The 25854-nt window shown below is 68.5% G+C and carries 20 protein-coding genes and 2 tRNA genes; 8 read left to right on the top strand and 14 right to left on the bottom strand.

Annotated features, from left to right (window positions below; translation table 11 throughout):
• Window positions 1-368: 368 nt before the first annotated feature.
• The 4 genes from E5206_RS00345 (at window position 369) to E5206_RS00330 (ending at window position 3041) form a co-directional block, all read left to right on the top strand.
• A complete protein-coding gene (locus tag E5206_RS00345) occupies window positions 369-1232 on the top strand; it encodes a winged helix-turn-helix domain-containing protein (RefSeq protein WP_136320746.1) in 864 nt (287 codons plus the stop codon).
• Window positions 1233-1634: 402 nt separating this feature from the next.
• Window positions 1635-1838: a dodecin family protein gene (locus E5206_RS00340; protein WP_136320745.1), complete on the top strand. Its 204-nt coding sequence runs from the start codon at window positions 1635-1637 to the stop codon at window positions 1836-1838.
• A 56-nt stretch (window positions 1839-1894) separates the two neighbouring features.
• A complete protein-coding gene (locus E5206_RS00335) occupies window positions 1895-2422 on the top strand; it encodes a histidine phosphatase family protein (protein WP_136320744.1) in 528 nt (175 codons plus the stop codon).
• A 115-nt stretch (window positions 2423-2537) separates the two neighbouring features.
• Window positions 2538-3041, top strand: coding sequence for a hypothetical protein (locus tag E5206_RS00330; protein ID WP_136320743.1), 504 nt, complete (start codon window positions 2538-2540; stop codon window positions 3039-3041).
• A 32-nt stretch (window positions 3042-3073) separates the two neighbouring features.
• Here the strand turns inward: E5206_RS00330 and E5206_RS00325 are convergent, their stop codons facing one another.
• The 5 genes from E5206_RS00325 to E5206_RS00305 all read right to left on the bottom strand — a co-directional run bounded on the left by E5206_RS00325 (window position 3074) and on the right by E5206_RS00305 (window position 8781).
• The gene (locus tag E5206_RS00325) at window positions 3074-3736 is read right to left on the bottom strand and encodes a hypothetical protein (protein WP_136320742.1); all 663 of its coding nucleotides are present in this window, start codon (window positions 3734-3736) and stop codon (window positions 3074-3076) included.
• Window positions 3737-3761: 25 nt separating this feature from the next.
• Window positions 3762-4436: a TetR/AcrR family transcriptional regulator gene (locus E5206_RS00320; protein ID WP_136320741.1), complete on the bottom strand. Its 675-nt coding sequence runs from the start codon at window positions 4434-4436 to the stop codon at window positions 3762-3764.
• Window positions 4433-6481, bottom strand: coding sequence for a YhgE/Pip domain-containing protein (locus E5206_RS00315; RefSeq protein ID WP_136320740.1), 2049 nt, complete (start codon window positions 6479-6481; stop codon window positions 4433-4435). Before E5206_RS00315 ends, E5206_RS00320 begins: the two co-directional genes overlap by 4 nt.
• A complete protein-coding gene (locus E5206_RS00310) occupies window positions 6478-7164 on the bottom strand; it encodes an ABC transporter ATP-binding protein (protein ID WP_136320739.1) in 687 nt (228 codons plus the stop codon). The genes E5206_RS00315 and E5206_RS00310 overlap by 4 nt, the downstream gene beginning before the upstream one ends.
• 135 nt (window positions 7165-7299) lie before the next feature.
• Window positions 7300-8781, bottom strand: a complete 1482-nt coding sequence (locus E5206_RS00305; protein ID WP_136320738.1) for an NAD(P)/FAD-dependent oxidoreductase — start codon at window positions 8779-8781, stop codon at window positions 7300-7302.
• A 155-nt stretch (window positions 8782-8936) separates the two neighbouring features.
• Between E5206_RS00305 and E5206_RS00300 the strand changes: the two genes are divergently transcribed.
• On the top strand, window positions 8937-9668 hold the full coding sequence (locus E5206_RS00300; protein WP_136320737.1) for an FCD domain-containing protein: 732 nt from the start codon (window positions 8937-8939) through the stop codon (window positions 9666-9668).
• A gap of 74 nt (window positions 9669-9742) precedes the next feature.
• Here the strand turns inward: E5206_RS00300 and E5206_RS00295 are convergent.
• Window positions 9743-9816 (bottom strand) — tRNA-Arg (locus E5206_RS00295).
• A gap of 277 nt (window positions 9817-10093) precedes the next feature.
• On the opposite strand from E5206_RS00295, the gene E5206_RS00290 reads away from it, so the two are divergent.
• Complete coding sequence (locus tag E5206_RS00290; RefSeq protein ID WP_136320736.1) at window positions 10094-11926, top strand: phosphoenolpyruvate carboxykinase (GTP); 1833 nt, start codon at window positions 10094-10096, stop codon at window positions 11924-11926.
• Between the two features lie 66 nt (window positions 11927-11992).
• On the opposite strand, the gene E5206_RS00285 is transcribed toward E5206_RS00290, so the two are convergent.
• The 4 genes from E5206_RS00285 to E5206_RS00270 all read right to left on the bottom strand — a co-directional run bounded on the left by E5206_RS00285 (window position 11993) and on the right by E5206_RS00270 (window position 15664).
• On the bottom strand, window positions 11993-13153 hold the full coding sequence (locus tag E5206_RS00285; RefSeq protein ID WP_136320735.1) for a globin domain-containing protein: 1161 nt from the start codon (window positions 13151-13153) through the stop codon (window positions 11993-11995).
• A gap of 143 nt (window positions 13154-13296) precedes the next feature.
• Window positions 13297-13746 (bottom strand): Rrf2 family transcriptional regulator, encoded by a 450-nt coding sequence (locus tag E5206_RS00280; RefSeq protein WP_136320734.1) that lies wholly within the window; start codon window positions 13744-13746, stop codon window positions 13297-13299.
• Window positions 13747-13765: 19 nt separating this feature from the next.
• The gene (locus E5206_RS00275; RefSeq protein WP_136320733.1) at window positions 13766-14242 is read right to left on the bottom strand and encodes a hypothetical protein; all 477 of its coding nucleotides are present in this window, start codon (window positions 14240-14242) and stop codon (window positions 13766-13768) included.
• Between the two features lie 3 nt (window positions 14243-14245).
• Window positions 14246-15664, bottom strand: a complete 1419-nt coding sequence (locus tag E5206_RS00270; protein ID WP_136320732.1) for a phosphomannomutase/phosphoglucomutase — start codon at window positions 15662-15664, stop codon at window positions 14246-14248.
• Between the two features lie 109 nt (window positions 15665-15773).
• Here E5206_RS00270 and E5206_RS00265 point away from each other — a divergent pair, with 109 nt between their 5' ends.
• Window positions 15774-17975 (top strand): RecQ family ATP-dependent DNA helicase, encoded by a 2202-nt coding sequence (locus tag E5206_RS00265; RefSeq protein WP_136320731.1) that lies wholly within the window; start codon window positions 15774-15776, stop codon window positions 17973-17975.
• On the opposite strand, the gene E5206_RS00260 is transcribed toward E5206_RS00265, so the two are convergent.
• The 4 genes from E5206_RS00260 to E5206_RS00245 form a co-directional block, all read right to left on the bottom strand.
• Window positions 17920-19416: an MFS transporter gene (locus E5206_RS00260; protein ID WP_136320730.1), complete on the bottom strand. Its 1497-nt coding sequence runs from the start codon at window positions 19414-19416 to the stop codon at window positions 17920-17922. The genes E5206_RS00265 and E5206_RS00260 overlap by 56 nt on opposite strands.
• Window positions 19413-21020 (bottom strand): NAD(P)/FAD-dependent oxidoreductase, encoded by a 1608-nt coding sequence (locus E5206_RS00255; RefSeq protein WP_136320729.1) that lies wholly within the window; start codon window positions 21018-21020, stop codon window positions 19413-19415. The genes E5206_RS00260 and E5206_RS00255 overlap by 4 nt, the downstream gene beginning before the upstream one ends.
• Window positions 21021-21147: 127 nt before the next feature.
• Window positions 21148-21235: transfer RNA gene (locus E5206_RS00250), tRNA-Ser, on the bottom strand.
• Between the two features lie 144 nt (window positions 21236-21379).
• Window positions 21380-23698, bottom strand: a complete 2319-nt coding sequence (locus tag E5206_RS00245) for a prolyl oligopeptidase family serine peptidase (protein WP_136320728.1) — start codon at window positions 23696-23698, stop codon at window positions 21380-21382.
• 86 nt (window positions 23699-23784) lie between these two features.
• On the opposite strand from E5206_RS00245, the gene E5206_RS00240 reads away from it, so the two are divergent.
• Complete coding sequence (locus tag E5206_RS00240) at window positions 23785-25797, top strand: FAD/NAD(P)-binding domain-containing protein (RefSeq protein WP_136320727.1); 2013 nt, start codon at window positions 23785-23787, stop codon at window positions 25795-25797.
• Window positions 25798-25854: the final 57 nt, after the last annotated feature.

Raw genomic sequence — 25854 nt, 5'->3', positions numbered from 1 at the left:
GATTCCTTGATCTGAAAAACACTTGTTATTTTATTGCACTGCCAGAATTGTGATCTGCACTACATTTCCGCTTTTCGTCTCACTATGTGGAACTTGCGGTCCATTGTTACTTGCAAGTTCCCATTGTTACGATGCACACTTCAATTGTGAACAAGAACTCAACAGCACCTGCAGCCGCAGCTTCCTGGGTCAGCACACCCGCTGGTACCGAGATGCGCTGTTGTCGAATGCACGCCTAACTTTTACACCCCAAGAGTTTCTAGGCATTCGCCCCCAGCCCAGCGTCGGGCGCCCCTCCCCAGTCTTCATTGCGGGGAAAAGTAGCATTCGAGCCGCGATGACGGCCATTCACATTGAGGTAAGCATTCATGTCAGTTGCATCTGGATACGTCCACATCTCCGTCCGTAACGCCAGCAAGGCCGGGCAGACCTCGGGCATTCGCCAGGGCTTCGGCGGCCGCCCGGCCTTCGCCCCCGCCAGCTCCGGCAGCAGCTTCCCTGCGCCCGGCTACGCCGCACAGGGCTACAACCCGAACTCCTATGGACAGCTCCGCGCCGTTCCGCCGGCACCGGACACAGCGCCCACCCCCGTGATTGCCCCCGGCGCCGGTGCAGCGGTCCGCCCCGCCGCTGGTGACAACGTTGCCCGCGGCTTCGTGCTTTACATGGGGATCGACGAAGACACCGCGGCGGCTGCCGGCACGTCCATCGCCAAGCTGGCCCAGGAGATCCGCGCCTACGCACAGTCCCTCGTGGCCGGTGCCGAAAGCTACGCCGCCGTCGCCGTGGCGCCGGCCAGCGCGCCCGGTTCCGCCCTCGACGTCGTCCGTTCCACCTTCGGTGACCCGACGGCCGGTGCCCGCCAGCGCACGGAGACCGCGCGCCTCCAGCCGCCGCAGGACCCTCGTCCGTCCGGCGTGCTGATCGATCTCGCCCGCCGTGAAGTGCACCTCGACGGCGAATCCCTGAACCTTACGTTCAAGGAGTTCGAGCTCCTGAACTACCTCGTCGAGAACGGCACCCGCACCGTGGGCCGCGACGAGCTGCTCGAAGGACTGTGGCGCAATGCCGAAGAGGTGCCGAACGAGCGCACCATCGACGTCCACATCCGCCGCCTGCGCTCCAAGCTCGGACGCCTCGCCAACACCGTCCGCACCGTCCGCGGCCAGGGCTACCGCTTCTACGAGCACCCCGAAGTTGTAGTCTGGGCCGCTCCGGAATACTCCATCTAGCCTTTTTGGTCCGCACGAAAGCGTCCGTCCCTCTTGTTGGGGCGGGCGCTTTCGCTTTCGCGGCACGATCCCTCGGCGCCTGCGCCCATTGCGCACAATGCGGCATTTTGCCGTGCCTTAGCGTTCGCTGGCTCCCTTGACCTCGCAAGCTCGGACAAGGAACCCGGCCAGCTCTCTTCCTCCCTCGTTCCTTAGTCGGCGATGCGGCACTACGCAAAATGTCGCCTTGCGCGCTTTGCCACTGCGGGATGTGCCGCTACGCTTCAGCGCCCCCCACTCGCCGGGACATGGCCTTGTGCGTAACCGGCTAAGGAGCATGTACCGCCGCGGCTGGTGGGCCCTGTTGTGTTTCCTGCCTCCGGCGTAGTCACGGACCGTTGAGCCGACTCTTGGGAGGAAGATATGTCTGTTGCTCGGATTACTACCCTGAGCGCGAACTCCAAGACCTCGTTCGATGCCGCCATCAAGGAGGGCGTCGACCGGGCTAACAAGACCCTGCGCAATGTCACGGGGGCGTGGGTGAAGGAACAGAAGGTTGAAATCAGCGACGGCGCCGTCGTTGCCTGGCACGTTGTGCTGGAAGTGACGTTTTTCCTGGACGACTGAGTGACGGCTGGCGGGATGCGCGCCCATGGGAACCGCCACCGCACTAGGATTGGGGCATGAGCGCGCATCACATTCGACGGCTGGTGATCATGCGGCATGCCAAGGCCGACTGGCCCGGCGGAGTCGCCGATCATGACAGGCCGCTCGAAGAGCGCGGCCACCGGGATGCACCGGTGGCCGGCAGGTGGCTGCTCAAGCACGACGTCGTCCCGGATTTTATCCTCTGCTCCAGTGCCCTCCGCACCAGGCAGACCTGTACCTGGGTGTGCAGCGAACTCGGAGACAAGGCGCCGACGCCAAAGCTTGAGGACGGGCTCTACGCGGCCCCCGCGCAACGGATGCTGACCGTCATCAACCATGTCCCGGATACCGTCACCACCCTCATGGTGATCTCGCACATGCCCGGGGTGCAGGACCTGGCCATGTACCTGGCGTCCCGCGATTCCAACCACGATGCCTACATGGATGCCGCCACGCGGTATCCCACCAGCGCCCTGACGGTGATGGAGACGGAAAAGCCCTGGGCCGAGCTGGACGGCCAGGATGCCAGGCTGACCCGGTTCAAGGTGCCGCGGGCCAAATAGCGGGGTTACCGGCGGACGCCGCCGGTACCGGGCCTCCATAGTCACGCGCCCGATTCTGCGCTTTACTGTTGCTGTTCACCCATGTGTTGTTGCGACAGGGAAGAGGCGGATCATCGTGGATTCAGGCCAGATCGTAGGGATCATCGTCGGCATTGTCGTAGTGCTCGCGATCATTGCAGTGGCAGTCTTCCTTAGCCGCAAACGCAAGGTGGCCGCGGACCGGAACCGGGCCGCGGAGATGCGCGAACAAGCCAGGGCGGATGAGCTCACCGCACGGGAGCGCGAGGCGAAAGCAGCCCGGGCCGAAGCAGACGCAAAGCAGGCCGAGGTCGATGCGGAGCGGTTGCGCCGGGAAGCCAGCAGCCGCCAGCAGGAGGCAGAAAGCGTCCGTGCCGGCTCCCAGGAGCAATTGCGAAAAGCCGATGAACTGGATCCGGATGTGGTCACGTCCGAAGGCGGTCCGTCCCAGCCGGGTGAAGCGGAGCTCCGTGAAGGTGGAACCCACGACGGCGGACCACGCGACGGGGCTGCGGGTGATGAACTGCGCCGTGACCGCAGCGCGCGCGGGAATATCGCCGGCGACGACGCCACCCGCAACCCGGGCGACGGCCAGGCCTGAGGGGACCGGCCCGTTGATTAGCGGACTCTCGCTCAGCGGCGGGCGGTTGTCCTGCCCGCCGGCCGGGCGGGGGACTTGGCAGCTGGTTTGACCGGGGTCCTGGCCACAGGTTTAGCTGCCGAGGGCTTGGCCGCTGACGACGGCGCCGGCCGCTTGGCTGCCGGGGCTGCCGGGCGGCCCGGGCGGGGGGCAGCTTTGCCGGATCCCGTGCCCCGTGGCGTTGCGCTCCTCGCCGGGCCCCGGGACGCCGGGCCCCGGGACACCGGACGCCGGCGCGACGCATACCGGGCGCCGCGCGGGCTGTTGCCCCGGCCGGGCAGGACCGTGCCGGCGACCAGCAGCAGCAGGGTGGCCGCTCCGGCGGCCGCCGCGAGGTAGAAATACAGGTCCGGATGCGCGGAATCGACGTGGGTGGACAAGGCCTCGGGATCGGGATTGAAGGCGAGCCCCCATTGCCGCAGGAACGCGATGCCAAAAGCGATGAAGAGGGTGCTGCCGAGCCCGCTCGCGGCCAGGGTCCTATGCCGCCGCCGGATCACGAGTTCGGCCACACACGCCACGTAGGCCACGGCGGAAGCAGCAAGGAACCACAGGAACACCGTTTCGTGAAGCGTGATAGCGGTCAGCACCAACAGCGCCAGGGCGGCGAGCATCGCTCCGATGGCAATCCTGCCGCTGTTACCCATGTGGCGCATGTGAACAATCATCCCTGAGAGGGGACTACTTCACCACGTAGCCGCGCATGGAGGCCATGATCGCGCCGACGCTCTGCTCCCTGGTCCGCTCCGGGTTGTACGTCTGGCGGTCCAGGCCCACCACGAAACAGGCACCGAAAACAGCCGTTTCCAGGCTGCCCCGGGAAACAGCCGGATCCACCGGGTAGACGGCAGCCACGCCCTCAATCGCGGCCCCGACCACGGCCAGGAGCCGTCCGCGGAGCTCGGTGAACGTGTCCTGCCATTCGCTCGGCGTCCGCCAGTTCTCGCTGACCCACAGCCGGGCGAAGGAAGGATACTCGTCCATGAAGTCCATGGCCTGCCCGATCATCTCCGCCATGGCGTTGAGGGGATCCGCTGAATCGTCCTTGACGCTCAGGAGCCGTGCGAGCAGGATGTCCACGCCGTGACGCAGCAGCTGGGCGATCAGATCGGACTTGCTGCCGAAGTTGTAATACACGGTCCCCTTGGAAACACCGGCGGCCGCCGCAATCTCATCGACCGTGACCCCGGCCGCGCCGCGCTCGCCGATCAGCTCCATGGAAGCGTCGAAGAGCTTCTGCTTGGTGGCATTCGTGCGGCCGGGACGGAGCCTTTTTTCCGCTTCGCCCGCGGCTGCTTCGCCGGAGGCCGGCGTGCCGGCGTCTGAGGTGCCGGGACCCTTACGGATCGTGCTCATACGGCGATCTCCGGTTTCAGGGACTTGAGGGTCCAGTATTTGTTCTTGCGAACGGCAAGCGTTGACAGTGCCAGCCCCAGCACAGTGTAGCCAACCAGGCCCAGCATGGTGGGCACGATGATGGCCAGATCGGCCCCGTAGACCAGGTGCCGCATGCCGCTGACCACATAGCCCATGGGGAGGACCTGGTGCACCACGTGCAACGGCCCGGGCGTGGTCTGCCAGGGGAACGTGCCGCCGGAGGAGACAAGCTGCAGCACCAAAAGGATCAGCACCACGAGCTTTCCGGGCGATCCGAGCAGTGCCACAACACCCTGGATGATCGCGCTGAACGCCATCGCTGCCGCCAGCATCAGGAACCACATCAGCACGGGATGGGCAGGATTGAGCCCCAGCCCCACATCCACGACGAGCGTGAGCAGGCTGGCCTGGACGGCCGAGACCGCCAGGAACGGGATCCAGCCCCCGGCCGCGATCTTCCACGACGGCGCATTGGACGCCAGCGCCCGCTGCGTGACGGGCCGCATGGCCTGGACCAGCATGAAGATCCCGATCCACAGGGACAGGGTGAGGAAGAACGGGGCGAGGCCTGCGCCGTAGGAGTCCGCCTTGGCCTGCGAGACGGTGCTGACGGCGACGGGGTCCGCCATGACCCTGGCGAGGCTGTCCTTCTGCGTGCCGTCGGGGTTGGGGACCTTCCCGGCACCCTTGGCGAGTTCGTCGGCCAGGGTCCGGGCGCCGCCGGACGCGGCGGCGGCCCCGTTCTCCAGCTGTGCCGCGCCGTCGTCGAGTTTCTGCGCCCCCTCGGAGAGCCTGCCCGCGCCGTCCAGCGCGTTCTGCTGCCCGGCGGCAAGGGCGGAGGCGCCGCCGGCGAGCCGGTCCGCCCCGGCGGAGGCCTGGCTGACGGCGGTGCTGAGCGCCGGGGCGGCGCCGGCCAGCGTGGCGGCGCCTGCATTGACGGCCGCCGAGCCGTCTGCCAGCTGCTGGAGCTGGCCCGCGGCCGTCTTGAGGGTGGCAGCCGGGCTTGTGGAAGTGGCCGGGGCGGGGTTGGCATCAAAGTCGGCCAGGATCGCAGCGGCCTGGGCCGGGGTGATGGCCCCGGCCGCGACCAGCCGGGCGTTCGACGCCGTGACCAGGCTGCGCCGTGCCTGCGCTGCCGCCTGTTCGGAGGCGGTCAGCTGGCCTACCAGGCCCTGGACTTTGGTGTTGAGCGCGGCGTTGCCGGCGGCCACGCCCGCGGCACCCTCGGCGAGCCGCTGGGTGTCGGCAGGCAGGGCGGTCGTCTTGTTGTTGAGCTGGGCGAGTCCGGTGCTGAGCTGGCCGGCCCCGGCGCTGAGCGTGGCGGCGCCGTCCCGGAGTTTGAGCTGCCCGCTGTAGAGTCCCGCGGCGCCGCTCCTGAGCTCTGACGTGCCCTGGTGCAGGGTCACCGTCCCGTCGTGGAGAGTGGCGATGCCATCGGCCAGTTGCCCGGCGCCGTCGGAGGCCTTCAGCATCTGCGAGTGGATCGTGCCGAAGCCGGTGAGGAGTTGGTTGGCGGTTTCCTCGCCTACTTCCTTGGCGACCGTGGCGTGTACCGAGGTGCTGAGCTTGTCCACGATGGTGCCCAGCAGGTAGTTGTTCGCATCGTTCGTGGTGACGTTGAGCATGGCTTGGCTGGCGGCGTCGAAGCTGCCGGGGGAGACGAGGTTGGCGGAGAAGTCCTTGGGGATCTTCAGGGCGAAGGCGTACTTGCCGGAGCTCACGCCCTGGTCCGCTTCGGCCGTGCCGGCGACGGTCTGCCAGTTGAAGACATGGCCGTCGGCCAGGCTCTCGGCGACCTTCCGGCCGGCCTCCAGCCTGGTGCCGTCGGCCGAGGTGGCGCCGGAGTCCTCCACCACGAGGGCCGCGTCGATCTGGTTCAGGTTTCCATACGGATTCCAGTTGGCATAGAGGTACACGGCGCCGTAGAGCAGCGGCACCATGGTCAGCGCCAGGATGGTCAGTTTGGGCAGCAAGCCGCCGGTCATACGCTTGAGTTCGGAGCGGGCCAGCCGCAGCACGGTCACTTTGCGTCCTCCGTCTCGGGAGTTTCGCACAGCTCCTGCGGAAGGCCTTCTGCGGTGCGGACAGCCGCATTGCCGATCACCGCGGTGGGGCCCGACCAGCGCTCCGGGACACGGCTGACGGTGGCTACGACGGCGAGCGGACGGCCGGCGTCGTTCGCCAGTTCCTCAAGCCGCGGCAGCCAGTCCGCGGGATCGCCGCTGTGGCGGTCCGGAGAGTCAGCCACGAGGAGGTCGGTGTGCGGATCCACGAGGGCAAGGGCTGTGAGCAGTTCGAGCCGCCGGTCTGCCGGAAGCTGCTCGGTCCACAGCCCGGCGATGTCCTCGAAGCGGTTGACCTTGAGCCAGGGTTTGCTGAGCAGGGCACCACGGTAGCGGCGGGGGACCAGGGCAAGGTCCTCCGTGACGAGATCGCGGACGCTCAGGTGCTGCTCGGGATCGTTGACGCCGGGGGAGTCCACGACGGCGCTCGCCTGCCGGAGGTTCCTGGTCCGGGGGCTCCCGTCCCATTCCAAGGTCCCGCCGGAAGGCTTCATGCGTCCGCTCAGGGCCAGGGCCAGGGCGGTGCGCTGGTCCTGCCGCGTTCCGGACACCAGCAGGAGCCCGCCGCGGCGGGCCTGCAGCGAGGTGGGCGGAAGCAGGTCATCCCGCCGGCCGTTCACGTGGAGCTGATGCGCAGAGAGCAATGCGGGCCTTTCGCAGAAGAATGTCTGCCTCAAGGCTAACTAAACTGACTGGTCAGTTCAAATAGAGCTGTACGGATGTGATCAACCAGACGGACCCTGCCCGGGCACGGGGCAGGGCGCTGCCGCGGAGCGGACTCAGAGGCCGTAGTCCTCGAGCAGGCGGAGCCACACTTCGCTGATCGTGGGGTAGGACGGAACCGCATGCCAGAGGCGGTCCAGCGGCACTTCGCCCACGACGGCAATGGTGGCGGCGTGCAGCAGCTCGGCCACGTCCGGGCCCGCGAACGTAGCACCCAGCAGGACCTTGCGGTCCTCATCGACCACGAGCTGGGCCCAGCCCTCGTAATGCTCGGCGTGCAGCGAGGAGCCGGCCACCTGGATGGGGAGCTCCACCGAAGAGACTCGGTAACCGTCCTTTTCCGCCTGTTGCACCGTCCGCCCCACGCTGGCCAGTTCCGGGTCGGTGAACACCACGTTCGGCACGGCATGCTCGTCGGCCGTCTGCGCGTAGCGGCTCCACGGGGCGGGCTCCCCGTCGAGCCGGCCCTTGGCCCGCGCGGCGATGGTGTCCCCGGTGGCCCGGGCCTCGTATTTGCCCTGGTGGGTCAGCATGACTTTCCCGGCGGCGTCGCCGACGGCGTAGAGCCATGGCCCGCCGTTGCCGGCTGCGCCGCCGGTTGCATCATTTCCGGTGGCGTCCGCAACCATGCCGGTGGAATCGGTCCGGAGCCGCAGCGGTTTGCCGTCCGCGGGGGTGAGCCCCACGCTCTCCAGCCCGATCCCTTCCAGTGCCGGGTGCCGGCCGGTGGCTACGAGGAGTTTGTCCGCAGTGACAGTGCGGCCGCCGTCGAGCACGAGGGCGTAGCTTCCGTCCGCGTTCTCGCGGACGCTTTGGGTTCCGGTGTTGAGGTGGAGTTCGACGCCGTCCGCGCGCAGGCCTGCCGCGACAAGTTTCACCGCCGGCCCCGGGAACGCGCCCAGCAGCCCGTGCCGGGCCACCACCGTCACCGCCGCGCCAAGCCGCGCGTAGGCCTGGGCGAGTTCGGTGCCGGCCACGCCGCCGCCGAGAACGGCCAGCCGTTTGGGGATTTTCTTTGCGGAGGTGGCCTCCCGCGTGGTCCAGAATTCGATGTCCGCCAACCCGTCAATGGGCGGCACATTGGGGCGGGAACCGGTCGCGACCACGACGGCGTGCCGCGCCGAGAGCGCGTAGCTGTTGCCGTCCAGCCCTGCCACCTCCACCTTGCGCGGGGCGGTGATCCAGCCGTGGCCGCGGATCAGCTCGATCCCGGTGTCCTCGACCCACTTGACCTGGCCGTCGTCCTGCCAGTTGGAGGTGAAGTAGTCCCGGCGCTTCAGCACGGCGGCGGCATCCAGGGTCCGGGTAACCGCCTGCTCGGCGCCGGGGACGGTCTGGGCGCCGTGCAGGGCCGTTCCGGGCCGGAGCAGGGCCTTCGACGGCATGCACGCCCAGTAGGAGCATTCACCGCCCACCAGTTCCGCCTCAACCAGCACCGCAGTCAGTCCGCCGCGGACCACGCGGTCCGCAACATTCTCACCGACGGCGCCCGCGCCGATCACGATGACATCGAATTCACGTTCAGGCTGTGCTGTCATGGCAACAGCCTACGCCCGGGCCGTGGCCCCGATCCGGTGCCCCGATCCGGGCGCGCCTTCCGGTTCCGGATGGCAGCAAACCGCTCCGTAAACGCCCTGTGCAGGACGTGGGACCTTCGCTACTGTGGAAGCACGTATGGGGGAGGGGAATGACCATGGCCACAGCCAATATCGTGCCGCAGGCGAGGTTCAGTGCACAGGCACGGCTTCGGGCGCTGCAGTCGGACATCATGGAGCTGATCCTGGAGCGCGGGCTGGAAGCCGGTGACCCGCTGCCCACCGAGAATGAGCTCTCGGCTGACCTCGGCGTCGGCCGGAATACCCTGCGGGAGTCGCTCAAGGCGCTCCAGGCGTTGGGCGTGGTCGAGATCCGTCACGGCTTCGGGATGTTCGTGGCCGCCAGCAACTTTGATGCCCTGACGGAGGGACTCACCTTCAGGGGCCGGTTGTCGTTGCGGCACCACGGGCAGGAGGCCCTGCAGCTGGTGGAGGTCCGGCAGGCGCTGGAGGCCGGGCTGATCGGCGGCGCCATGGACCGGATGACCCCGGAACAGCTGGCCGCCGTCGAGGAGTCCGTGCTCCGGATGGAAACCCTGGCCGGGGCCGGTGAGCATTTCGTGGAAGCCGACGCCGAGTTCCACCGCCGGCTGTTCGAGCCGCTGAATAACGAGCTGCTGATCAGCCTGCTGGGGGTCTTCTGGAAGGTTTACCGCCGGATCCACAATGAACTCGGCGGCAAGGACCCGGTGGATCTGGTGGCGGTGGCTGCGCTGCACCGGGAAATTTACGAGGCTGTAGCCGCAGCGGACAAGGCCCTGGCCGCCCAGCGGCTCAACAGCCATTTCGACGGGATCCGGCGCCGAATCACCCGGGCCGTTGCGGGGTAGCATCACAGGCTTAAAGCAAAAGATCCGCACCGGCGGACCGGTGCGGATCTTTCTTTGATTCTATTTCTCTACTGTGCGCCCAAAGGGATTCGAACCCCTGACCTTCTGTTCCGTAGACAGACGCTCTATCCAGCTGAGCTATGGGCGCATTCTCGGCTCTTGCAGAACTTCTCGCTCCCCGAACCTCGAATTACTTTACGCGAGGGGAGCCGCAGTTACAAATCGAACCCGGTGTAATCTGGCTGACTAGACCGGTCTATGTGACCTTAGTCACAAAATTGCATGTTCTTGAGGGGGTTGTCCCTTGAATTTGCGCGGATTTTGATTCCGGGCACCCAGGTCATCCCATGTCCTGACCCGAAAATGAACCCTCCTCGACACCTAGCATTTAGGACACACGACTGAACCCGAGGAAGGGAACCGTAATGGGAGATCTGGCGCGACTGCCGTTGCTTGAAAAAGCACCCACCACACATGCTGGCCTGCTGGCATGGGTCGAAGAGGTAGCTGGACTGACCCGGCCGGACCGGATCCACTGGGTTGACGGTTCTGAGGAAGAGTACACCCGGCTTACGGATGAGCTCGTCGCCTCTGGCACCCTCACCCGGCTGAACGAGAAACTCTTCCCGAAGTCCTTCGCGGCATTCTCCGATCCGGCCGACGTCGCCCGCGTCGAAGAGCAGACCTTCATCTGCTCCGAAAAGGAACGCGATGCGGGCTTCACGAACAACTGGATGGCTCCGGCCGACATGAAGGCGAAGCTGCACGGGCTGTTCGCCGGCTCCATGCGCGGACGCACCATGTATGTCATCCCCTTCGTCATGGGCCACCTTGACGCCGAGGAACCCAAGTTCGGTGTGGAGATCACGGACAGCGCCTACGTTGTTGCCTCCATGCGGATCATGGCCACGATCGGTACCGAGGTCCTGGACAAGATCACCGCCATGAACGCGTTCTTCGTGCCCGCACTCCACTCCGTCGGCGCCCCGCTGGCCCCCGGACAGGCTGACGTCGCGTGGCCCTGCAACCCGGACAAGTGGATCGTGCACTTCCCCGAAGAGCGCTCCATCTGGTCCTACGGCTCCGGCTACGGCGGCAACGCCCTGCTGGGCAAGAAGTGCTACGCCCTGCGCATCGCCTCGGTGATGGCCCGCGACGAGGGGTGGCTCGCGGAGCACATGCTCATCCTCAAGCTCACCTCGCCGGAGCAGAAGAAGTACTACATCTCCGCGGCGTTTCCGTCTGCCTGTGGCAAGACCAACCTCGCCCTGCTCGATCCGACCATCGAGGGCTGGGAAGTCGAAACCCTCGGCGACGACATCACCTGGATGCGGATCGGCAAGGAAGGCGAACTGCGCGCCACCAACCCCGAGGCCGGCCTGTTCGGCGTCGCCCCGGGCACCGGCTGGGGTACCAACCCCAACGCCATGCGCGCCATCGCCAAGGGCCACAGCATCTTCACCAATGTTGCCCTTACGGACGACGGCGGTGTGTGGTGGGAAGGCATGACCGATGAGGTTCCGGCGCACCTGACCGACTGGCAGGGAAACTCCTGGACGCCGGAGTCGGACAAGCCTGCCGCCCACCCGAACTCCCGCTTCTGCACGCCGATTTCCCAGATCGACATGCTGGCCGAGGAGTACTACAGCCCGGAGGGTGTGGAGCTATCCGCCATCCTCTTCGGCGGACGCCGCAAGACTACGGTGCCCCTCGTGACCGAGGCCCGCAGCTGGACCAACGGCATCTTCATGGGCTCCACGCTCTCCTCGGAAACCACCGCCGCCGCCGCCGGCCAGGTCGGCGTGCTGCGCCGCGACCCGATGGCCATGCTGCCCTTCATCGGCTACGACGCCGGCGACTACCTGAACCACTGGATCAGCGTCTCCGGCAAGGCCAACCCGGAACGGCTGCCCAGGATCTTCCTGGTCAACTGGTTCCGCCGCACCGCCGACGGTGACTTCGCATGGCCCGGTTTCGGCGACAACGCCCGCGTCCTGAAGTGGGCCATCGAGCGCATCGAGGGCAAGGCCGACGCCGTCGAGACCCCCATCGGCTTCGTGCCGGCCGGCCACTCGCTGGACCTCACCGGCCTGGACCTGACCCACGCCCACGTGGAAGACGCCGTTCGCGTCGACCGCGCGGAATGGGACACGGAGCTGGCCTCGATCGAAGAGTGGTACGCCAAGTTCGGCGACTCCCTGCCCGTGGCCCTGCGCTCCGAGCTCGAGGGCCTGAAGGAACGCATGGCGGCCCACTAGCATCCGACTGATCCAACGACGGCGGCCCCGCACCTTGCGAAAGGTGCGGGGCCGCCGTCGTACTCCTTAGCTGGCGAGCCAGATGTCCGGGCCGAAGACCTCGTAGTGGATCCTGGTGGCCGGGATGCCGGCGTTGATGGCCTCGTTGCGGATGTTTTTCATGAACGGCAGCGGCCCGCAGAGGTACAGAGAGGCGTTGGCCGGCAGGTCCACTTCGCGCAGGGACATGAAGCCCGTCTTTGCCCCGGCTTCCGGCTGCTCGAGCCAGAGCTGGAGGTCGGCGCCGTCGAGGCGTTCGACGTCGTCCGTCATCTGGCCGCGCAGTGCCCAGCTGTCGAGGCTGCTTTCCGCGTGCAGGACCAGGACCTGGCGGTCCGAGCCGGACTCCGCGAGGGAGCGCAGGATGGAGGCGGTGGGCGTGCAGCCGATGCCGGCCGAGGCCAGGACCACCGGGCCGTCACCCTCCTTGAGCGTGATCTCGCCATAGGGGTTGGAGATTTCGAGGATGTCGCCGACCGCCACGGTGTTGTGCAGCACGGGGGAGACCTCGCCGCCGTCGTCGAGCTTGGTGGTGAAGGTGCGGCTGGCTCCGGCATCGCCGGAGAGCGAGTACTGGCGGACCTGGCGCAGGCCGTCCGGGAGGGTGACCTTGACGCTGACGTACTGGCCCGGAAGGGCGGGCGTGATGGGGGTGTCGTCCGCCGGTTCCAGGGTGAAGGTCATGGAGCCGGTGCCGGCCGGGGCCTTGGCCGTGACCTTCCAGGGGGTCCACATCTTGCCGTTCGCCTGTGCGGCATAGAGGCCCTTTTCCAGCTTGATCAGCGCGTCCGCCATCAGCCAGTAGACCTCGGTCCAGGCTTCGGCGATCTCCGGCGTGATGACCTCGGCCAGGTCCTCGGCGATGGCGGCGAAGAGGTGCTCGTACACCACCTGGTACTGCGGCTCGGTAATGCCCAGGGAGGCGTGGCGGTGGGCGATGCGGGACAGTACGGTCTCCGGCAGGGTTCCGGGGTTGCTCACCAGATGGCTGGCGAAAGCGGCGATGCTTCCGGCCAGGGCCTGCTGCTGGTCGCCGGAGCGCTGGTTGGAGCGGCTGAACAGGCCGTCCAGGAGTTCCGGGTGCGCGGCGAAGAGGCGGGCGTAGAACTTGGGGGTGATCTCACCGATCCGGGAACCGACCAGCGGCAGGGTGGCCTCGATGACGGGGAAGGATTTGTCCGAGAGCATTGCTGACTCCTGAGATAGTGGCCCGGGGTCTTCGACCGGACCGGTCTGAAATACCTGCATTTCAAATACAAGTATTTATGCCTCTGTTCTACAGGACGTAGAAAACATTTCCAAATCGGCCCGCCCGCGGATTACGTTCCGGTTCAGAGTCCGGGGCGCAGGCCGATCGCCTGGAACACGGGGGTCATCTGCCGCGAGGTGGGCAGCGAAGCGACGACGATGCCGTCGAGTTCACGGTAGAAGGCCTCGCGGGCGCGGGACAGTGCGCCGCGGAGCCGGCATTCGTTGATCAGCGGACAGGTCCCGGCGGCGGCCACGCAGTCGGCCGGGTCCAGCCGGGTGTCCAGCTGGCGCAGGAGCCGGCCGACGGTGGCGACGCGGCCGGCGCTGCTGAGCCGGGAGCCGCCGTGGCGGCCGCGCTCGACGTCGATCATGCCCAGTTCGCGCAGTTTCGCCATCGCCTTGCTGACGTGGTTGTAGGGTGTGCCGACGGCGTCGGCGATGCCCTGGGTGGTGAGCAAGGTGCCGTCGGGCGCTGCCGCGAGCACCATCATGGCGCGCAGGCTCACATCCGCAAAGGCATTGATCTTCATGGCACCAGCTTAGGCCGGTCTAGTCCACCCAGACCGCGGGTTCGTTGGTATCGGCGGAGAGCCGGCCGAATTCCAACTCGTGGGTCTCGGGGTTAGCGGCATAGGGGAGGACCGCGGCGAACAGGGAGCCGTCGCGGTGCTCGGCGGCCACGTGGATGGCGTCCGTGTCCTCTTCCGGCAGCGTGATGTCGCAGACGACGGCGGCCGCGCGGAAGTCGTCCCGGTGCTGCCGCAGCAGCTCGTTGAGGTCGCGGATCATGGAGTCCGCGTCGAAATCGGCGTCCGTGCCCTCGGCCGCGTCGGCGGGGGTCACCGCGACCAGCCGGACCTCGCCGTCGTTCTCCACGACGAGGGCGAACGGCAGGAAGCCGCCGTTTCGTTCCAGCTGCTCCTGCGCGGCACCGACACCGGTGCCGAGCAGGTTTTCCAGGTCTGTCGCGCTGGCCTCCGGCACCGAATCACGCCAGGAGCCGGCATCCACGGGGGTTTCCGTCACGGCTTAGGCCCGGACCAGCGCCAGGACGCGGTCGCGGACGCGTTCCATCGTGGCGGCGTCGGTGGCTTCAACGTTCAGGCGGAGGAACGGTTCGGTGTTGGAGGGGCGCAGGTTGAACCAGTAGCTCCCGTCCGTGGCGATGAAGGTGCTGCCGTCCAGGTGGTCAACCTCGACATCCTCGGAGTGGAAGTCCTCCCGGACCCGCTCCACTGCCCCTGCCTTGTCTTCGATTTCCGAGTTGATCTCGCCGGAGGACATGTACGGCTCATATTCGCGGCCCAGTTCGGAGAGCGGTCCGTCCTGTTCGCCCAGCGCTGCCAGCACATGCATGGCCGCCAGCATTCCGGTGTCCGCGTTCCAGAAGTCACGGAAGTAGAAGTGCGCCGAGTGCTCGCCGCCGAAGATGGCGCCTTCCGCGGCCATCACGGCCTTGATGAAGGAGTGGCCCACCCGGGTGCGGACGGCCCGGCCGCCGTGGCGCTTTACGAGCTCCGGAACGGCGAGTGAGGTCAGCAGGTTGTGGATGATGGTGGGGTTGTCCTCGCCGAGGCCCTGCGCGCGGGCGATCTCGCGGCGGGCCACCATTCCGGTGATGGCCGACGGCGAGACGGGGTCGCCGTTCTCGTCGATGACGAAGCAGCGGTCGGCATCGCCGTCGAACGCCAGGCCGATATCCGCGCCATGCTCGACGACGGCGGCCTGCAGATCGCGCAGGTTGGCCGGTTCCAGCGGGTTGGCGGGGTGGTTCGGGAAGGACCCGTCCAGCTCGAAGTACAGCGGAACGATCTCGAGCGGAAGTTTGGACAGCAGGGCATCGCCAAGTACCGCCGGGGTGGTGAGGCCGGCCATGCCGTTGCCGGCGTCGACGACGACCTTCAGCGGCCGTGAACCGCGCAGGTCGACCAGGCTTCGCAGGTACTCCGCGTAGCCCTTCAGGACGTCGTGCACGCCGATCAGGCCACGGGTGCCCGCCTTCGGGATGGAGCCGGCGTTGAGGTATTCCTCGGCGCGGGCCTGGATTTCCTTGAGCCCGGTTTCGGAGGAGATCGGCACGGCGCCGGCCTTGGCCATCTTGATGCCGTTGTATTCGGCCGGGTTATGGCTGGCGGTGAACGTGGCGCCGGCTGCGTTCAGGGAGCCGCAGGCGTAGTAGAGCTCGTCGGTGGAGATCAGGTCCAGGAGCTGGACGTTGGCTCCGCGGGTTGCGGCGCCGTTGGCAAAGGCCTTGCTGAACTCGGGGGAGGAGGGGCGCATGTCGCCACCCACCAGCACGGTCTGCCCCTCGAGGCCCAGGACATCAACGAAGGCGGCACCGACGGCTTCGACGATCTCCGCGGTGATGGAGTCACCCACAATTCCGCGCACATCGTAGGCCTTGAAGGAAGCCGAGAGGTCATAGGTCTTTATCTTGTCCGTATTCACGCGTCTTATCTTACGTTGAAGCCGAAAAGCCCTGTGGAAGGGAACGGGTTTGTCCACATGGCGGAGTGCGGGCTTCATGGGTGTCGGAGCGGGCTGGGATACTGAATCAATGGCCAATACTCAGAATGCTGCCGTCCTTTCCGCCTCCACTCCCTCGTCCCCGGCTGCCGAGGCCGGGAGCCCGGGGACGCGCGAACAGGCCCAGACGGTGCTGCGTGAACTCGTCGGGCACCCCGGCGCGGAGTTCCACGACGGGCAGTTTGAGGCCATCGAGGCGCTCGTCGACGGCGGCCGGCGGGCGCTGGTGGTGCAGCGCACCGGCTGGGGAAAATCGGCCGTGTACTTCGTCGCCTCGCTGCTGCTGCGGCGCCGGGGCGCGGGGCCCACGCTGATTGTCTCCCCGCTGCTGGCGCTCATGCGGGACCAGGTGGCCGCGGCGGCGAGGGCCGGGGTCCGGGCCGTGGCGATCAACTCCGCCAACCAGCTTGACTGGGACACCGTCCGCGGGCAGCTCGCCGCCGACGAGGTCGACGTCCTGCTGGTCTCACCCGAGCGCCTCACCAACCCCTCTTTCCGCGAGAACCAGCTCCCGGAGCTGATCCGCCGCACCGGGCTCCTGGTCATCGATGAGGCCCACTGCATCTCGGACTGGGGCCATGACTTCCGCCCGGACTACCGGCGCATCGCGGACCTGATCACCCAGCTGCCGGACACCGTGCCCGTGCTCGCCACCACGGCCACCGCCAACTCCCGGGTGGTCCACGACATCGAGGAGCAGCTGGGCGAGGGCGTGCTGACCATCCGCGGCGCCCTGGGCCGGGAATCGCTGCGGCTCGGCGTCCTGAACCTGCCGGACTCCCGCGACCGGCTCGGCTGGCTGCTGACCCACCTCTCCGGGCTGCCCGGCAGCGGCATCATCTATACGCTCACCGTGTCCGCAGCAGAGGACACCGCCCGCCTGCTGGCCGAAGCGGGCCACGAGGTGCTCGCCTACACCGGCCGCACCGATCCCGCGGACCGGGAACGCGCGGAGCAGCTCCTCAAGGACAACCAGGTCAAGGCCCTCGTGGCCACTTCCGCGCTCGGCATGGGTTTCGACAAGCCGGACCTCGGCTTTGTGGTGCACCTGGGGGCGCCGTCGTCCCCCGTGGCCTACTACCAGCAGGTGGGCCGTGCCGGCCGTGGGGCCGCGGACGCCGATGTCCTGCTGCTCCCCGGTTCCGAGGACCGCGACATCTGGCAGTACTTTGCGACCGCGTCGATGCCCTCGGAGGCGAAAGCCGCCGACGTGCTCACCGCGCTCGCCGAGGCCGGAACCGCCGTGTCCACGGTGGCGCTTGAGGCGCGGGTGGACCTGCGCCGGACGCCGCTGGAGCTCCTGCTGAAGGTGCTCGCCGTGGACGGCGCCGTGGAGCGTGTCGGCGGCGGCTGGCGGTCCACCGGCCGGCCCTGGACGTACGACGCCGAACGGTACAGCCGCATCGCGGAGGCCCGGGTGGACGAGCAGGATTCCATGGTGATCTACCAGGACACGGCCGGCTGCCGGATGGAATACATCACCTCGGTCCTGGACGACGAAACCGCCCACGCCTGCGGCCGCTGCGACAACTGCACCGGGCGCTGGTTCCCCACCGACATTGCCTCCTCCGCCACGGAAGCCGCCGGCCAGACGCTGAGCCGCGCCGGCATCGTCCTGGAGCCGCGGCTGCAGTGGCCCAGCGGAATGGACCGCCTCGGGGTGCCCGTGAAGGGCAAGATCAAGCCCGAGGAAAGCCTGGCCAACGGCCGGGCGCTGGCGCGGCTGACGGACCTGGGCTGGGGCGGCGCGCTGCGGGAGACCTTCGCCGCGGGCGCGCCGGACCGTCCGGTGGATCCCGGAATGCTGCAGGCCTGTGTCCAGGTCCTGCGCGAATGGGGCAGCGGAGACGGCCGCAACCCCGGCTGGAGCGGCGCGGGCCGTCCGGCCGCGATCATCAGCGTCCCCTCCCGGAACAAACCGGGACTGGTCGATTCCCTTGCCCGCGGTATTTCCGGGATCGGCCGTATCCCGTACCTGGGCCAATTGCAGCTCGAACACGGCGGACCGACGGGCGGCCGCGGCGGCAACAGCGCCTACCGGCTCGCCGGGGTGTGGGAGCGCCTCGTCCTCGGGCCGGAGCTGGAAGCCGCCCTGGCCGGGATCCGCGGCCAGAGCGTGATGCTGATCGATGACCTGGTCGACAGCCGCTGGACCGTCACGGTCGCCGGCCGGGCCCTCAGGCTGGCGGGCGCGGGGGCTGTGCTGCCGCTGGTGCTCGGCCAGGCCGGCTGACCGCGGCTCCCGCATGGCGGGGGAGGGTCAGGCTGTCCAGGGTGCTCAGGAGCATAACGGCGGCGATGGCCAGGAAAGCGGCCCGGTAGGGTGCCACCGGGTCGCCGCCGCCGGACCCCGCCGGGCCCCCGAGAGTGCCCGCTGATTCGAAAATGCGGAGCAGCAGCGCGCCCACGGCAATCCCGGCCCCGGCCGCGAGCTGCACGAGCGTGGCGGAGACGGCGTTCGCGGACGGCAGCTGGGCGGGAACGACGTCGGCGTACTGGACCGTGGCGTACGCCGAGAAACCGATGGACCGGAAGGCACCGCTGCCCACCAGGAGCGCGAAGATCAGCGGCTCGGGAGTCCCGGCGTCGAGCAGTGAGCACAGCACGAACGTGGCCGCGGAGGCCAGCGACGCGAAGACCAGCATGGGCTTGAAGCCGAAACGCCGGATGAGCGGCGTCGTGGCCGGCTTGATCCCGATATTGCCCACGAACACGGCGGCCACGAGGATCCCGGCGTGCAGCGGGTCCCAGCCGAAGCCGTTCTGGAACATCAGGGGCAGCAGGAACGGGACGGAGCTGATCGTCAGGCGGTAGACGAAGCCGCCGGTGGCGGTCGCGCGGAACGTCCTCGTTGCAAAGACCGCCAGGTTGAACAAGGGGTTCCGGGCCCGCCCCATCCACAGCACGGCACCGGCCAGGAAAAGCAGTCCCGCGGCTACGCTGACGGCCGCCGGCGCCCCGGCGGCGTGGCCGCCCGCGAGCTCCAGGCCCACCACCAGGGCGCCCACGCCCAGGGTGGTCAGCGCCAGGCCGGGCCAGTCCAGCCGGCGCTTGCCGTCACCCGCGGCCGCCGGGACGAGGCGCAGGGCGGCCAGGAACGCCGCCAGTCCCAGCGGGATGTTGATCAGGAAGATCCAATGCCAGGAGAGGTACGACGTGAGCGCTCCGCCGACCAGGGGTGCCAGGACCGGCGCCAGCAGCCCGGGCCAGACCAGATAGGCGGTGGCCCGCAGCAGGTCTTTCTTCGGGGTGCCGCGTAGCACCACGAGGCTTCCTACCGGGACCATCATGGCGCCGCCGGCACCCTGCAGCACCCGGCTCAGGGTCAGCATGGTCAGGTCCTGGCTGAGTGCACAGAGCAGCGACGCGGTGGTGAAGGTGGCGATGGCCACGCAGAAGACCAGGCGCGCCCCGAGCCGCTCCGCCAGCCAGCCGCTGAGCGGGATCCCCATCGCTACGGTCATCAGGTAGGCCGTCATGGTGATGTTGACGTCTGCGGCCGCCACCGAAAAATCCGCGGCAATGCTCGGAATGGCCGTGGTGAGCACGGTCCCGTCGAGGAATTCCATGAAGAATGTCGCGGCCACCAGGAGGGCCAGGCGCGGGCTCCATGTGTCCAGCGTCGTAGCGGTGCCGGAAGCGGGGGCGCCGGAAGGGCCACGTCGGGTGTTCATGCGGATTCCAGCACTGCCATGGCCGCGTTGTGGCCGCCGATGGCGCTGACTGCTCCGCCGCGGCGGGCCCCGGAGCCGCAGAGCAGGATCTGCGGATCATCCGTTGCGACGCCCCAGCGCCGGGCGGGTGTGTCCAGCGGCGTCCCGTCCTCGACGAACGGCCAGTCGAGCCCGCCGTGGAAGATGTTGCCCCGCGGCATGCCCACGGCGCGTTCGATGTCCAGCGTGGTCTTGGTTTCGATGCAGGGGCGCCCGTCCGGGCCCGTCAGCAGGAGATCCTCAATCGGTTCGGCCAGCACCGAATCCAGGGACCTGAGCACGGCGGCCTGCAGCTCGGCTCGGCGCTCCTCGTTGTTCTCGGCCGTGATCAGCCGGTCTGGGATGTGCAGGCCGAAGGCGGTGAGGGTCTGCGCGCCGGTTGCCTGGAGCGCGGGGGAGAGAATGCTGGGGTCGGTCAGCGAATGGCAGTAGATTTCGCAGGGCAGCGGCGCGGGGACGTTTCCGGCCGCGGCGCTCAGGTAAGCGGCGTCGAGCTGGGACCAGGTCTCGTTGATGTGGAACGTCCCGCCGAAGGCAGCTTCCGGGCTGACGCTGCTATCAAGCAGCCGGGGGAGCCGTTTGAGCAGGAGGTTCACCTTCACCTGCGCGCCTTCCCTCAGGTGGTTCGGGTTCCCCGTCCTGGGAGGCGGAACGGAGCCGCCGGCAGGGGACCGGATCCGGTCCAGCACAACGGGGGCAACGTTGGCGAGGATCCACGCCGCTGTGGCCATGTGGTTCCGGCCGCCGTGCCGGTAGCCGACCACTCCGCCGGGGCTGACGGCGGTGACCTCCGCGGAGCCCAGGATGGTGGCGCCGGCGTCGCGGGCGGCGCGCTCCAGTTCGCCGGACACGGCGCCCATGCCGCCGACGGGCACGTCCCAGTCGCCGGTCCCGCCGCCGATCTGGTGGTAGAGGAAGCAGATGTTCTGCTGCAGGTCCGCGTCGTCCGCCCGGGCAAAGGTGCCGATCAGGGCGTCGGTGAGCACCACGCCGCGGACCAGGTCATTCTGCAGTTCCGTTGCGATGACGTTCCCGATCGGCCGTTCGATCATCGCTTCCCACGCCTCGGCGCCGCCGGCCGCGGCCACGAGGGCCTTCGCTTCGGACCGTGTCCGCAGCGGTGCGGTCATGGTGGGCCAGAGTGCCTGCGTGAGCTTGCGGCAGCCGGCGTAGAAGCCGGTGAAGGCGCGGAACTCGCCGTCGGGGGCGCCGACGGCGGCAAAGGATGCGGCGGTGGCACCGGCGTCCCCGTTGTCGACCAGGAGGCCGCGGCCGCCGTTGCGCGGATCAGGGGTGTAGGACGAATAGCGGCGCCGGGCGAGTTGGATCCGCAGGCCGAGGTCGTCGATGACCTGCTGCGGCAGGAGGCTGACGAGGTAGGAGTAGCGCGAGAGGCGGGCGTCGACGCCGTCGAACGCCTGCGCGGACACAGCGGCGCCGCCGGGGTGCTCCAGCTTCTCCAGCAGCAGTACGTCCCGCCCGGCCCTGGCCAGGTACGCTGCCGCGGCCAGGCCGTTGTGCCCGCCGCCGACGATGATCGCGTCAAATTCCTTGTTGCTCGGCATGGGCCTATCCTCCCATCCGGGACCGGCGGAGGGCGCGAGGGGTCCGGCACCCGGACGCGGATGGGGCGGTGCGGCGGCTGTGGGCCGGGGACGCAAAAGGCCCCGGTCCAGGGACCGGGGCCAAACGCGGAGACGGGGGGATTTGAACCCCCGGTGGAGTTGTGCCCCACACTTCATTAGCAGTGAAGCCCATTCGGCCGCTCTGGCACGTCTCCAAATGCTAGTAACTAGCCAACCAAGGATACGCAGAAGGTGCCACGCAGTGCAAAACGTGCAACGCGGGGTCACTTCCGGCCCATCCCAGGCCGCCGGATGGGCCGGACCTGACCCCGCGTTGGACTGGCTGTCGGAAGGCCGGGTCAGGCGGCCCGGCCGGCCAGCGAACGCCACAGGAAGTGCTGGCTCCGGCCCTGCAGTGCCGCCGCCTGCCGGTTGTCCGAGGCCCCCACGTGGCCGCCTTCGAGTGCCTCGTGGAACCAGACGTTCGGGATGCCCATGGCCTGCATCCGGGCTGCCATCTTCCTGGCCTGGACGGGTCCCACCCGGTCATCCGAGGTGGCGGTCCAGATGAACGATTCCGGGTACTCGACGCCGTCCTTGAGCAGGTGGTACGGCGAGAACGACTTGATGAACTCCCACTGCTCCGGAACGTCAGGGTCCCCGTACTCGGCAATCCAGGAGTGCCCGGCGGACAGCTTGCTGTACCGGCGCATGTCCAGCAGCGGAACCCCGCAGGATACGGCGCCGAACAGTTCCGGGTACTGGGTGAGCATGTTGCCCACCAGCAGCCCGCCGTTGGAACCGCCCACGCAGCCGAGGCGCTTGCGCGAGGTGACGCCGCGGGAGATCAGGTCTGCCGCCACGGCGGCGAAGTCCTCGTAGGCCCGGTGCCGGTTCTCCTGCAGCGCGGCCCGGTGCCAGGCAGGGCCGTATTCGCCTCCGCCGCGGATGTTCGCCACCACATAGACGCCGCCGCGGGAATGCGGCGCTTCCCCCTCGGCGCCGGCGGATTCCGCCGTGCGCCGTTCGAGCCAGGCCCGGCCAATCACGCCGCTGTAGGCCGGGGTCCGGGAGATCTCGAAGCCGCCGTAGCCGGAGAGCTGGGTGGGGTTCTGGCCGTCCAGCACGAGGTCCTTGGAGGCCACCTGGAAATACGGGACCCGTGTGCCGTCCTTGGACACGGCGAAGTGCTGCTGCACCTTGTAGTCTGCTTCGTTGAAGAACGACGGCGAGGAGCGGATCACTTCGTGCGTGCTGACGACGCCGGCGCCCCCGCCGGGGGCGGCCGTTGTGGCGTCCGGGGCGCGCTTCAGCATGCCCCGGGTGAGCGTGCTCGGCGTCGTGAATCCGGTGGCCACGAGCCAGAAGTCGTTCCCCGCGCCGGGTGCAGCTTCCTCCGCCACCGGGGCGCCGCCACCGGTGCCGTCGTCGTCGGAGTCCCCGGCTTCGTCCTCGTCGTCGACGGCGTAGGCCGTGACGTCATGCAGGGGCGGGCAGGCGTCCAGCACGGTGGAGGCCCAGGCGGCATCCGTGCCGGGACGCTGCGGATCCAGCACCCGGATCTCGGAGGACACGTCCCGGAGCAGGTTCAACAGCAGGAAGTCCCGCGTCCAGCTCCAGGACTGCAGCGAGGTGTGCGCGTCCGGGGTGAACAACACGGACAGCTCCCGGCCGCCGGCCAGGAACGCCTCGAAGTCGGCCGCGAGGAGGGATCCCGCCGGGTACGTGGCCCCGTTGACGGTCCAGTCACGCTGCGGCCGGAACAGCAGCCATTCGCGGTGGGAGCTCAGGTTGACGTCGGCCGGGATGTCGATCTGGACCCACCGGCCCTCGCGCAGCACGGAGGTGTTCTTCTCGAAGAAGCTGATCCAGTCCACGGCGAAGGTCCGCTCGAAGCCGGGGGTGGAATCGTGGGCCACGAGGGCCATCATGTGGTCCTCGGGGATCTCGAACAGCCGCTCGGCTGTGGCCAGCGCACCGCCGCGGGGCAGCTTCACGCCGGTCCGGGCGTAGGAGGAACTGGTGCTGGGCAGCCCCTCCGCGGTGGTGGCGACGAGCAGGGTGTCGGCGTCCAGCCAGGAAGCGTTTCCCTTCGCCGTCGGAAGGTCAAAGCCACCGGCCGCGGGGTCCACGAAGCTGCGGCGCTCGACGTCGAACTCGCGGTACCGGTTCGCGTCGCCGCCGTCGGGGGAGAGCGCCAGCAGGGCTCGCCGGTGCGGTTCACCCGCTGCGGGGCGGAGGAAGCTCGCACCGTGGAAGACCCACTCCTGGCCTTCCGATGTGGCCAGTGCGTCCACGTCCAGGAGGACGTCCCACTCGGGGTTTCCGCCCTGATAGCTCTCCCAGCTGGTGCGGCGCCACAGGCCCTTGGGGTTCTCCCGGTCCTTCCAGAAGTTGTAGTACCACTCGCCGTGCTTGCCCACCATGGCGATCCGGTCCGTGGAGTCCAGCACCTCCAGGATGCTGGCCTCCAGCCCGGCGTAGTCCGCATCCTCCAGCAGCTCTTCGGTGCGGGCATTCTGTTCCCGGACCCAGGCCAGTTGCTCCTCGCCGTAGATGTCCTCGAGCCAGATGTTCTCGTCGATGGGTTCGGGGGCGGTTCCGGCTCCCGCGGCAGTTCTAGCGGTTCCGGCGGGTTGGCCGGGCGCGGGCTGATGGTCAGCGTCAGTGGTGGTCATGGCCCCATCCAAGCAACACCAGCGCGCCCGTCGCAAGTCACGCAAGGAAGTCAGGCCGGCAGTCAAGATGCCGATACGCTGATTCCGTGGGCACATCGCAGAACATCCGGACGGCACTGATAGGCGCCGGTCCCCGGGGCACGAGCGCGCTGGAGCGGCTGCTCGCCAACTGGGAGTCGGCCCGCGCCGGGCAAGGGGCCACACAAGGGACCGCGAGGACCCTCCACATCGACGTCGTCGATCCCTATCCCGCCGGCCCCGGCCACGTCTGGCAGCCAGGCCAGTCCCGGCTGTACCTGATGAACACGCAGTCGTTCTACCCCACGGTCGTTCCGGAGGACCCGGAGCTCGCGAAGCCGCTGGCCGGACACACCTTCGACCGCTGGCGCGAACTGCAGCGGCGGCACCCTGATCCCTCGCTGGCCGCCGAGGAACGTGCCGAACTTTCCGGGCTCGGCTCGGCGGATTTCCCCAGCCGCGCCCTGTACGGGCGCTACCTCCGTTGCACGCTGGAGGAGCTGCTCCGGCGCCTGCCCGCCGGGGTGACGGTGGACTTCCACGAGACGACGGCAACGTCCGTCCGGCACTCGTGTGCGGGCCAGAACGGGGAGGTGAGGTTCGACGTCGGGCTGGCGGGCGGCGCGGTGCTCACCGCCGACTCCGTCGTGCTGGCCCTGGGCCATCTCGAATCGCGCCTGAACCCGGAACAGCGGGAGCTGCAGGCCGCGGCGGAGGAATTCGGGCTGCTGTACTTCCCGCCGGCGGCCCCGGCCGACGTCGACTGGTCCCGGATCCCGGCGGTCAAGCCGGTCCTGGTCCGTGGCATGGGCCTGAACTTCTTCGACATGATGGGCCAGCTGACCGAGGGACGCGGGGGGACCTTCCTGCCGGGCGAGGGAACCGCGGAGTTGAAGTACCTGCCGTCCGGCCGCGAACCGCTGATCATTGCCGCGTCGCGCCGCGGCACCCCGTACCGGGCCAAGGCCACCCTGTCCGGGTATTACCCTGCCGCCGTGTCGTTGCGGTACTGCACGGAGGCCGCCCTGGCGAAGTTTGCCGAGGCGGGCATCCGGCCCGCCTTCGACCACGACCTCTGGCCGCTCCTGCAGCGCGACGCCCTCTGGGCCTACTACTCAACGCTGGCGCGCTCGCAGCCCGGCGCCATCCTCACGGATCGCGCCGAGTTCCTGCGGGGACTGGAGGCGGCGCTGCACCCGCATGCGCACAGCACGGCCAACTGGGAAGGCGCCGTCGCGTCGGTGGTCGATGTGCATGTCCGCCCGGCCCACCGGCTGGACCTGCTGGGCCTTGCGGCGCCCCTGGCCGGGCGCTCCTTCGGCTCCCGGACGGAGCTGGACGCCGCCGTCGTGGACTATCTGCTCGATGATGCCCGGCGCTCGGCGCTGGCGGAGGACGACCCGGTGAAGATGACGATCGGCGCACTCCACCATGGGCGGGCGGTGCTGAAGACGGCCGTGGCCGACGGCGGCATCACGGACGCGTCGTGGGTCGCCGGGCTCCGCGGCTGGTTCGAATCGTTCGTCGAAGGCCTCGCCAGCGGGCCGCCCGCGCTCCGTGCGGAGCAGCTTGCGGCCCTGGTCCGCGCCGGCGTCGTCCGGTTTGTCGGGCCGGATCCCAAGTTCGGTGTCGATCGCAAGGCCGGGACTTTCACCGCGGCCTCGCCGTGGGTCGGCAGCGGCCCCGACGCCGGAGTCGAAGGCGGTGTCGCAGGGGATGCGGTTGCGGCCATGGCCATGGTCGAGGCGCTCGCACCGGCCAACCGGGTCACGGCCAATGAGTCGCCGCTGCTGGAACAGTTGCTTGCCGAGGGGCTGGTGCGGCCGCGCCTCATGATGACGGCCGAAGGAACCCCGGCACAGACCTCCGGCCTGGATGTCACCCCGCACCCTTACCGGCCGCTGGGCGCGAGCGGTTCCGTGACGGAGGGGCTGTATGTGCTGGGCCTCCAGCTCTCCGCCGCGCAGTGGGGAACCGCGATCGCGGCCGAGGCCAGGCAGACGAACGGCCCGGCCTACGCCAGCGGCCAGCGCACCCTGCGCGATGCCGACGAGATCGCCCGCGCCATCATCGGTTCCTAGCCCCATCACGAAAAATGAGCATGCCCTCCGGACGGGCAGAGCAGTGGACAGCTGGCC

It is taken from the genome of Arthrobacter sp. PAMC25564, from assembly GCF_004798705.1.
Taxonomy (GTDB): Bacteria; Actinomycetota; Actinomycetes; order Actinomycetales; family Micrococcaceae; genus Arthrobacter.
The sequence above is the reverse complement of the archived record's forward strand: the minus strand, read 5'-3'. Positions and strand labels throughout refer to the sequence as shown.

What these genes read in the sequence shown, in the direction of transcription:
- E5206_RS00345 (WP_136320746.1), top strand. Translation starts at nt 369, where the DNA reads ATGTCAGTTGCATCTGGATACGTCCACATCTCCGTCCGTAACGCCAGC.
- E5206_RS00340 (WP_136320745.1), top strand. Translation starts at nt 1,635, where the DNA reads ATGTCTGTTGCTCGGATTACTACCCTGAGCGCGAACTCCAAGACCTCG.
- E5206_RS00335 (WP_136320744.1), top strand. Translation starts at nt 1,895, where the DNA reads ATGAGCGCGCATCACATTCGACGGCTGGTGATCATGCGGCATGCCAAG.
- E5206_RS00325 (WP_136320742.1), bottom strand. Translation starts at nt 3,736, where the DNA reads ATGCGCCACATGGGTAACAGCGGCAGGATTGCCATCGGAGCGATGCTC.
- E5206_RS00320 (WP_136320741.1), bottom strand. Translation starts at nt 4,436, where the DNA reads ATGAGCACGATCCGTAAGGGTCCCGGCACCTCAGACGCCGGCACGCCG.
- E5206_RS00305 (WP_136320738.1), bottom strand. Translation starts at nt 8,781, where the DNA reads ATGACAGCACAGCCTGAACGTGAATTCGATGTCATCGTGATCGGCGCG.
- E5206_RS00300 (WP_136320737.1), top strand. Translation starts at nt 8,937, where the DNA reads ATGGCCACAGCCAATATCGTGCCGCAGGCGAGGTTCAGTGCACAGGCA.
- E5206_RS00290 (WP_136320736.1), top strand. Translation starts at nt 10,094, where the DNA reads ATGGGAGATCTGGCGCGACTGCCGTTGCTTGAAAAAGCACCCACCACA.
- E5206_RS00285 (WP_136320735.1), bottom strand. Translation starts at nt 13,153, where the DNA reads ATGCTCTCGGACAAATCCTTCCCCGTCATCGAGGCCACCCTGCCGCTG.
- E5206_RS00280 (WP_136320734.1), bottom strand. Translation starts at nt 13,746, where the DNA reads ATGAAGATCAATGCCTTTGCGGATGTGAGCCTGCGCGCCATGATGGTG.
- E5206_RS00265 (WP_136320731.1), top strand. Translation starts at nt 15,774, where the DNA reads ATGGCCAATACTCAGAATGCTGCCGTCCTTTCCGCCTCCACTCCCTCG.
- E5206_RS00260 (WP_136320730.1), bottom strand. Translation starts at nt 19,416, where the DNA reads ATGAACACCCGACGTGGCCCTTCCGGCGCCCCCGCTTCCGGCACCGCT.
- E5206_RS00255 (WP_136320729.1), bottom strand. Translation starts at nt 21,020, where the DNA reads ATGCCGAGCAACAAGGAATTTGACGCGATCATCGTCGGCGGCGGGCAC.
- E5206_RS00245 (WP_136320728.1), bottom strand. Translation starts at nt 23,698, where the DNA reads ATGACCACCACTGACGCTGACCATCAGCCCGCGCCCGGCCAACCCGCC.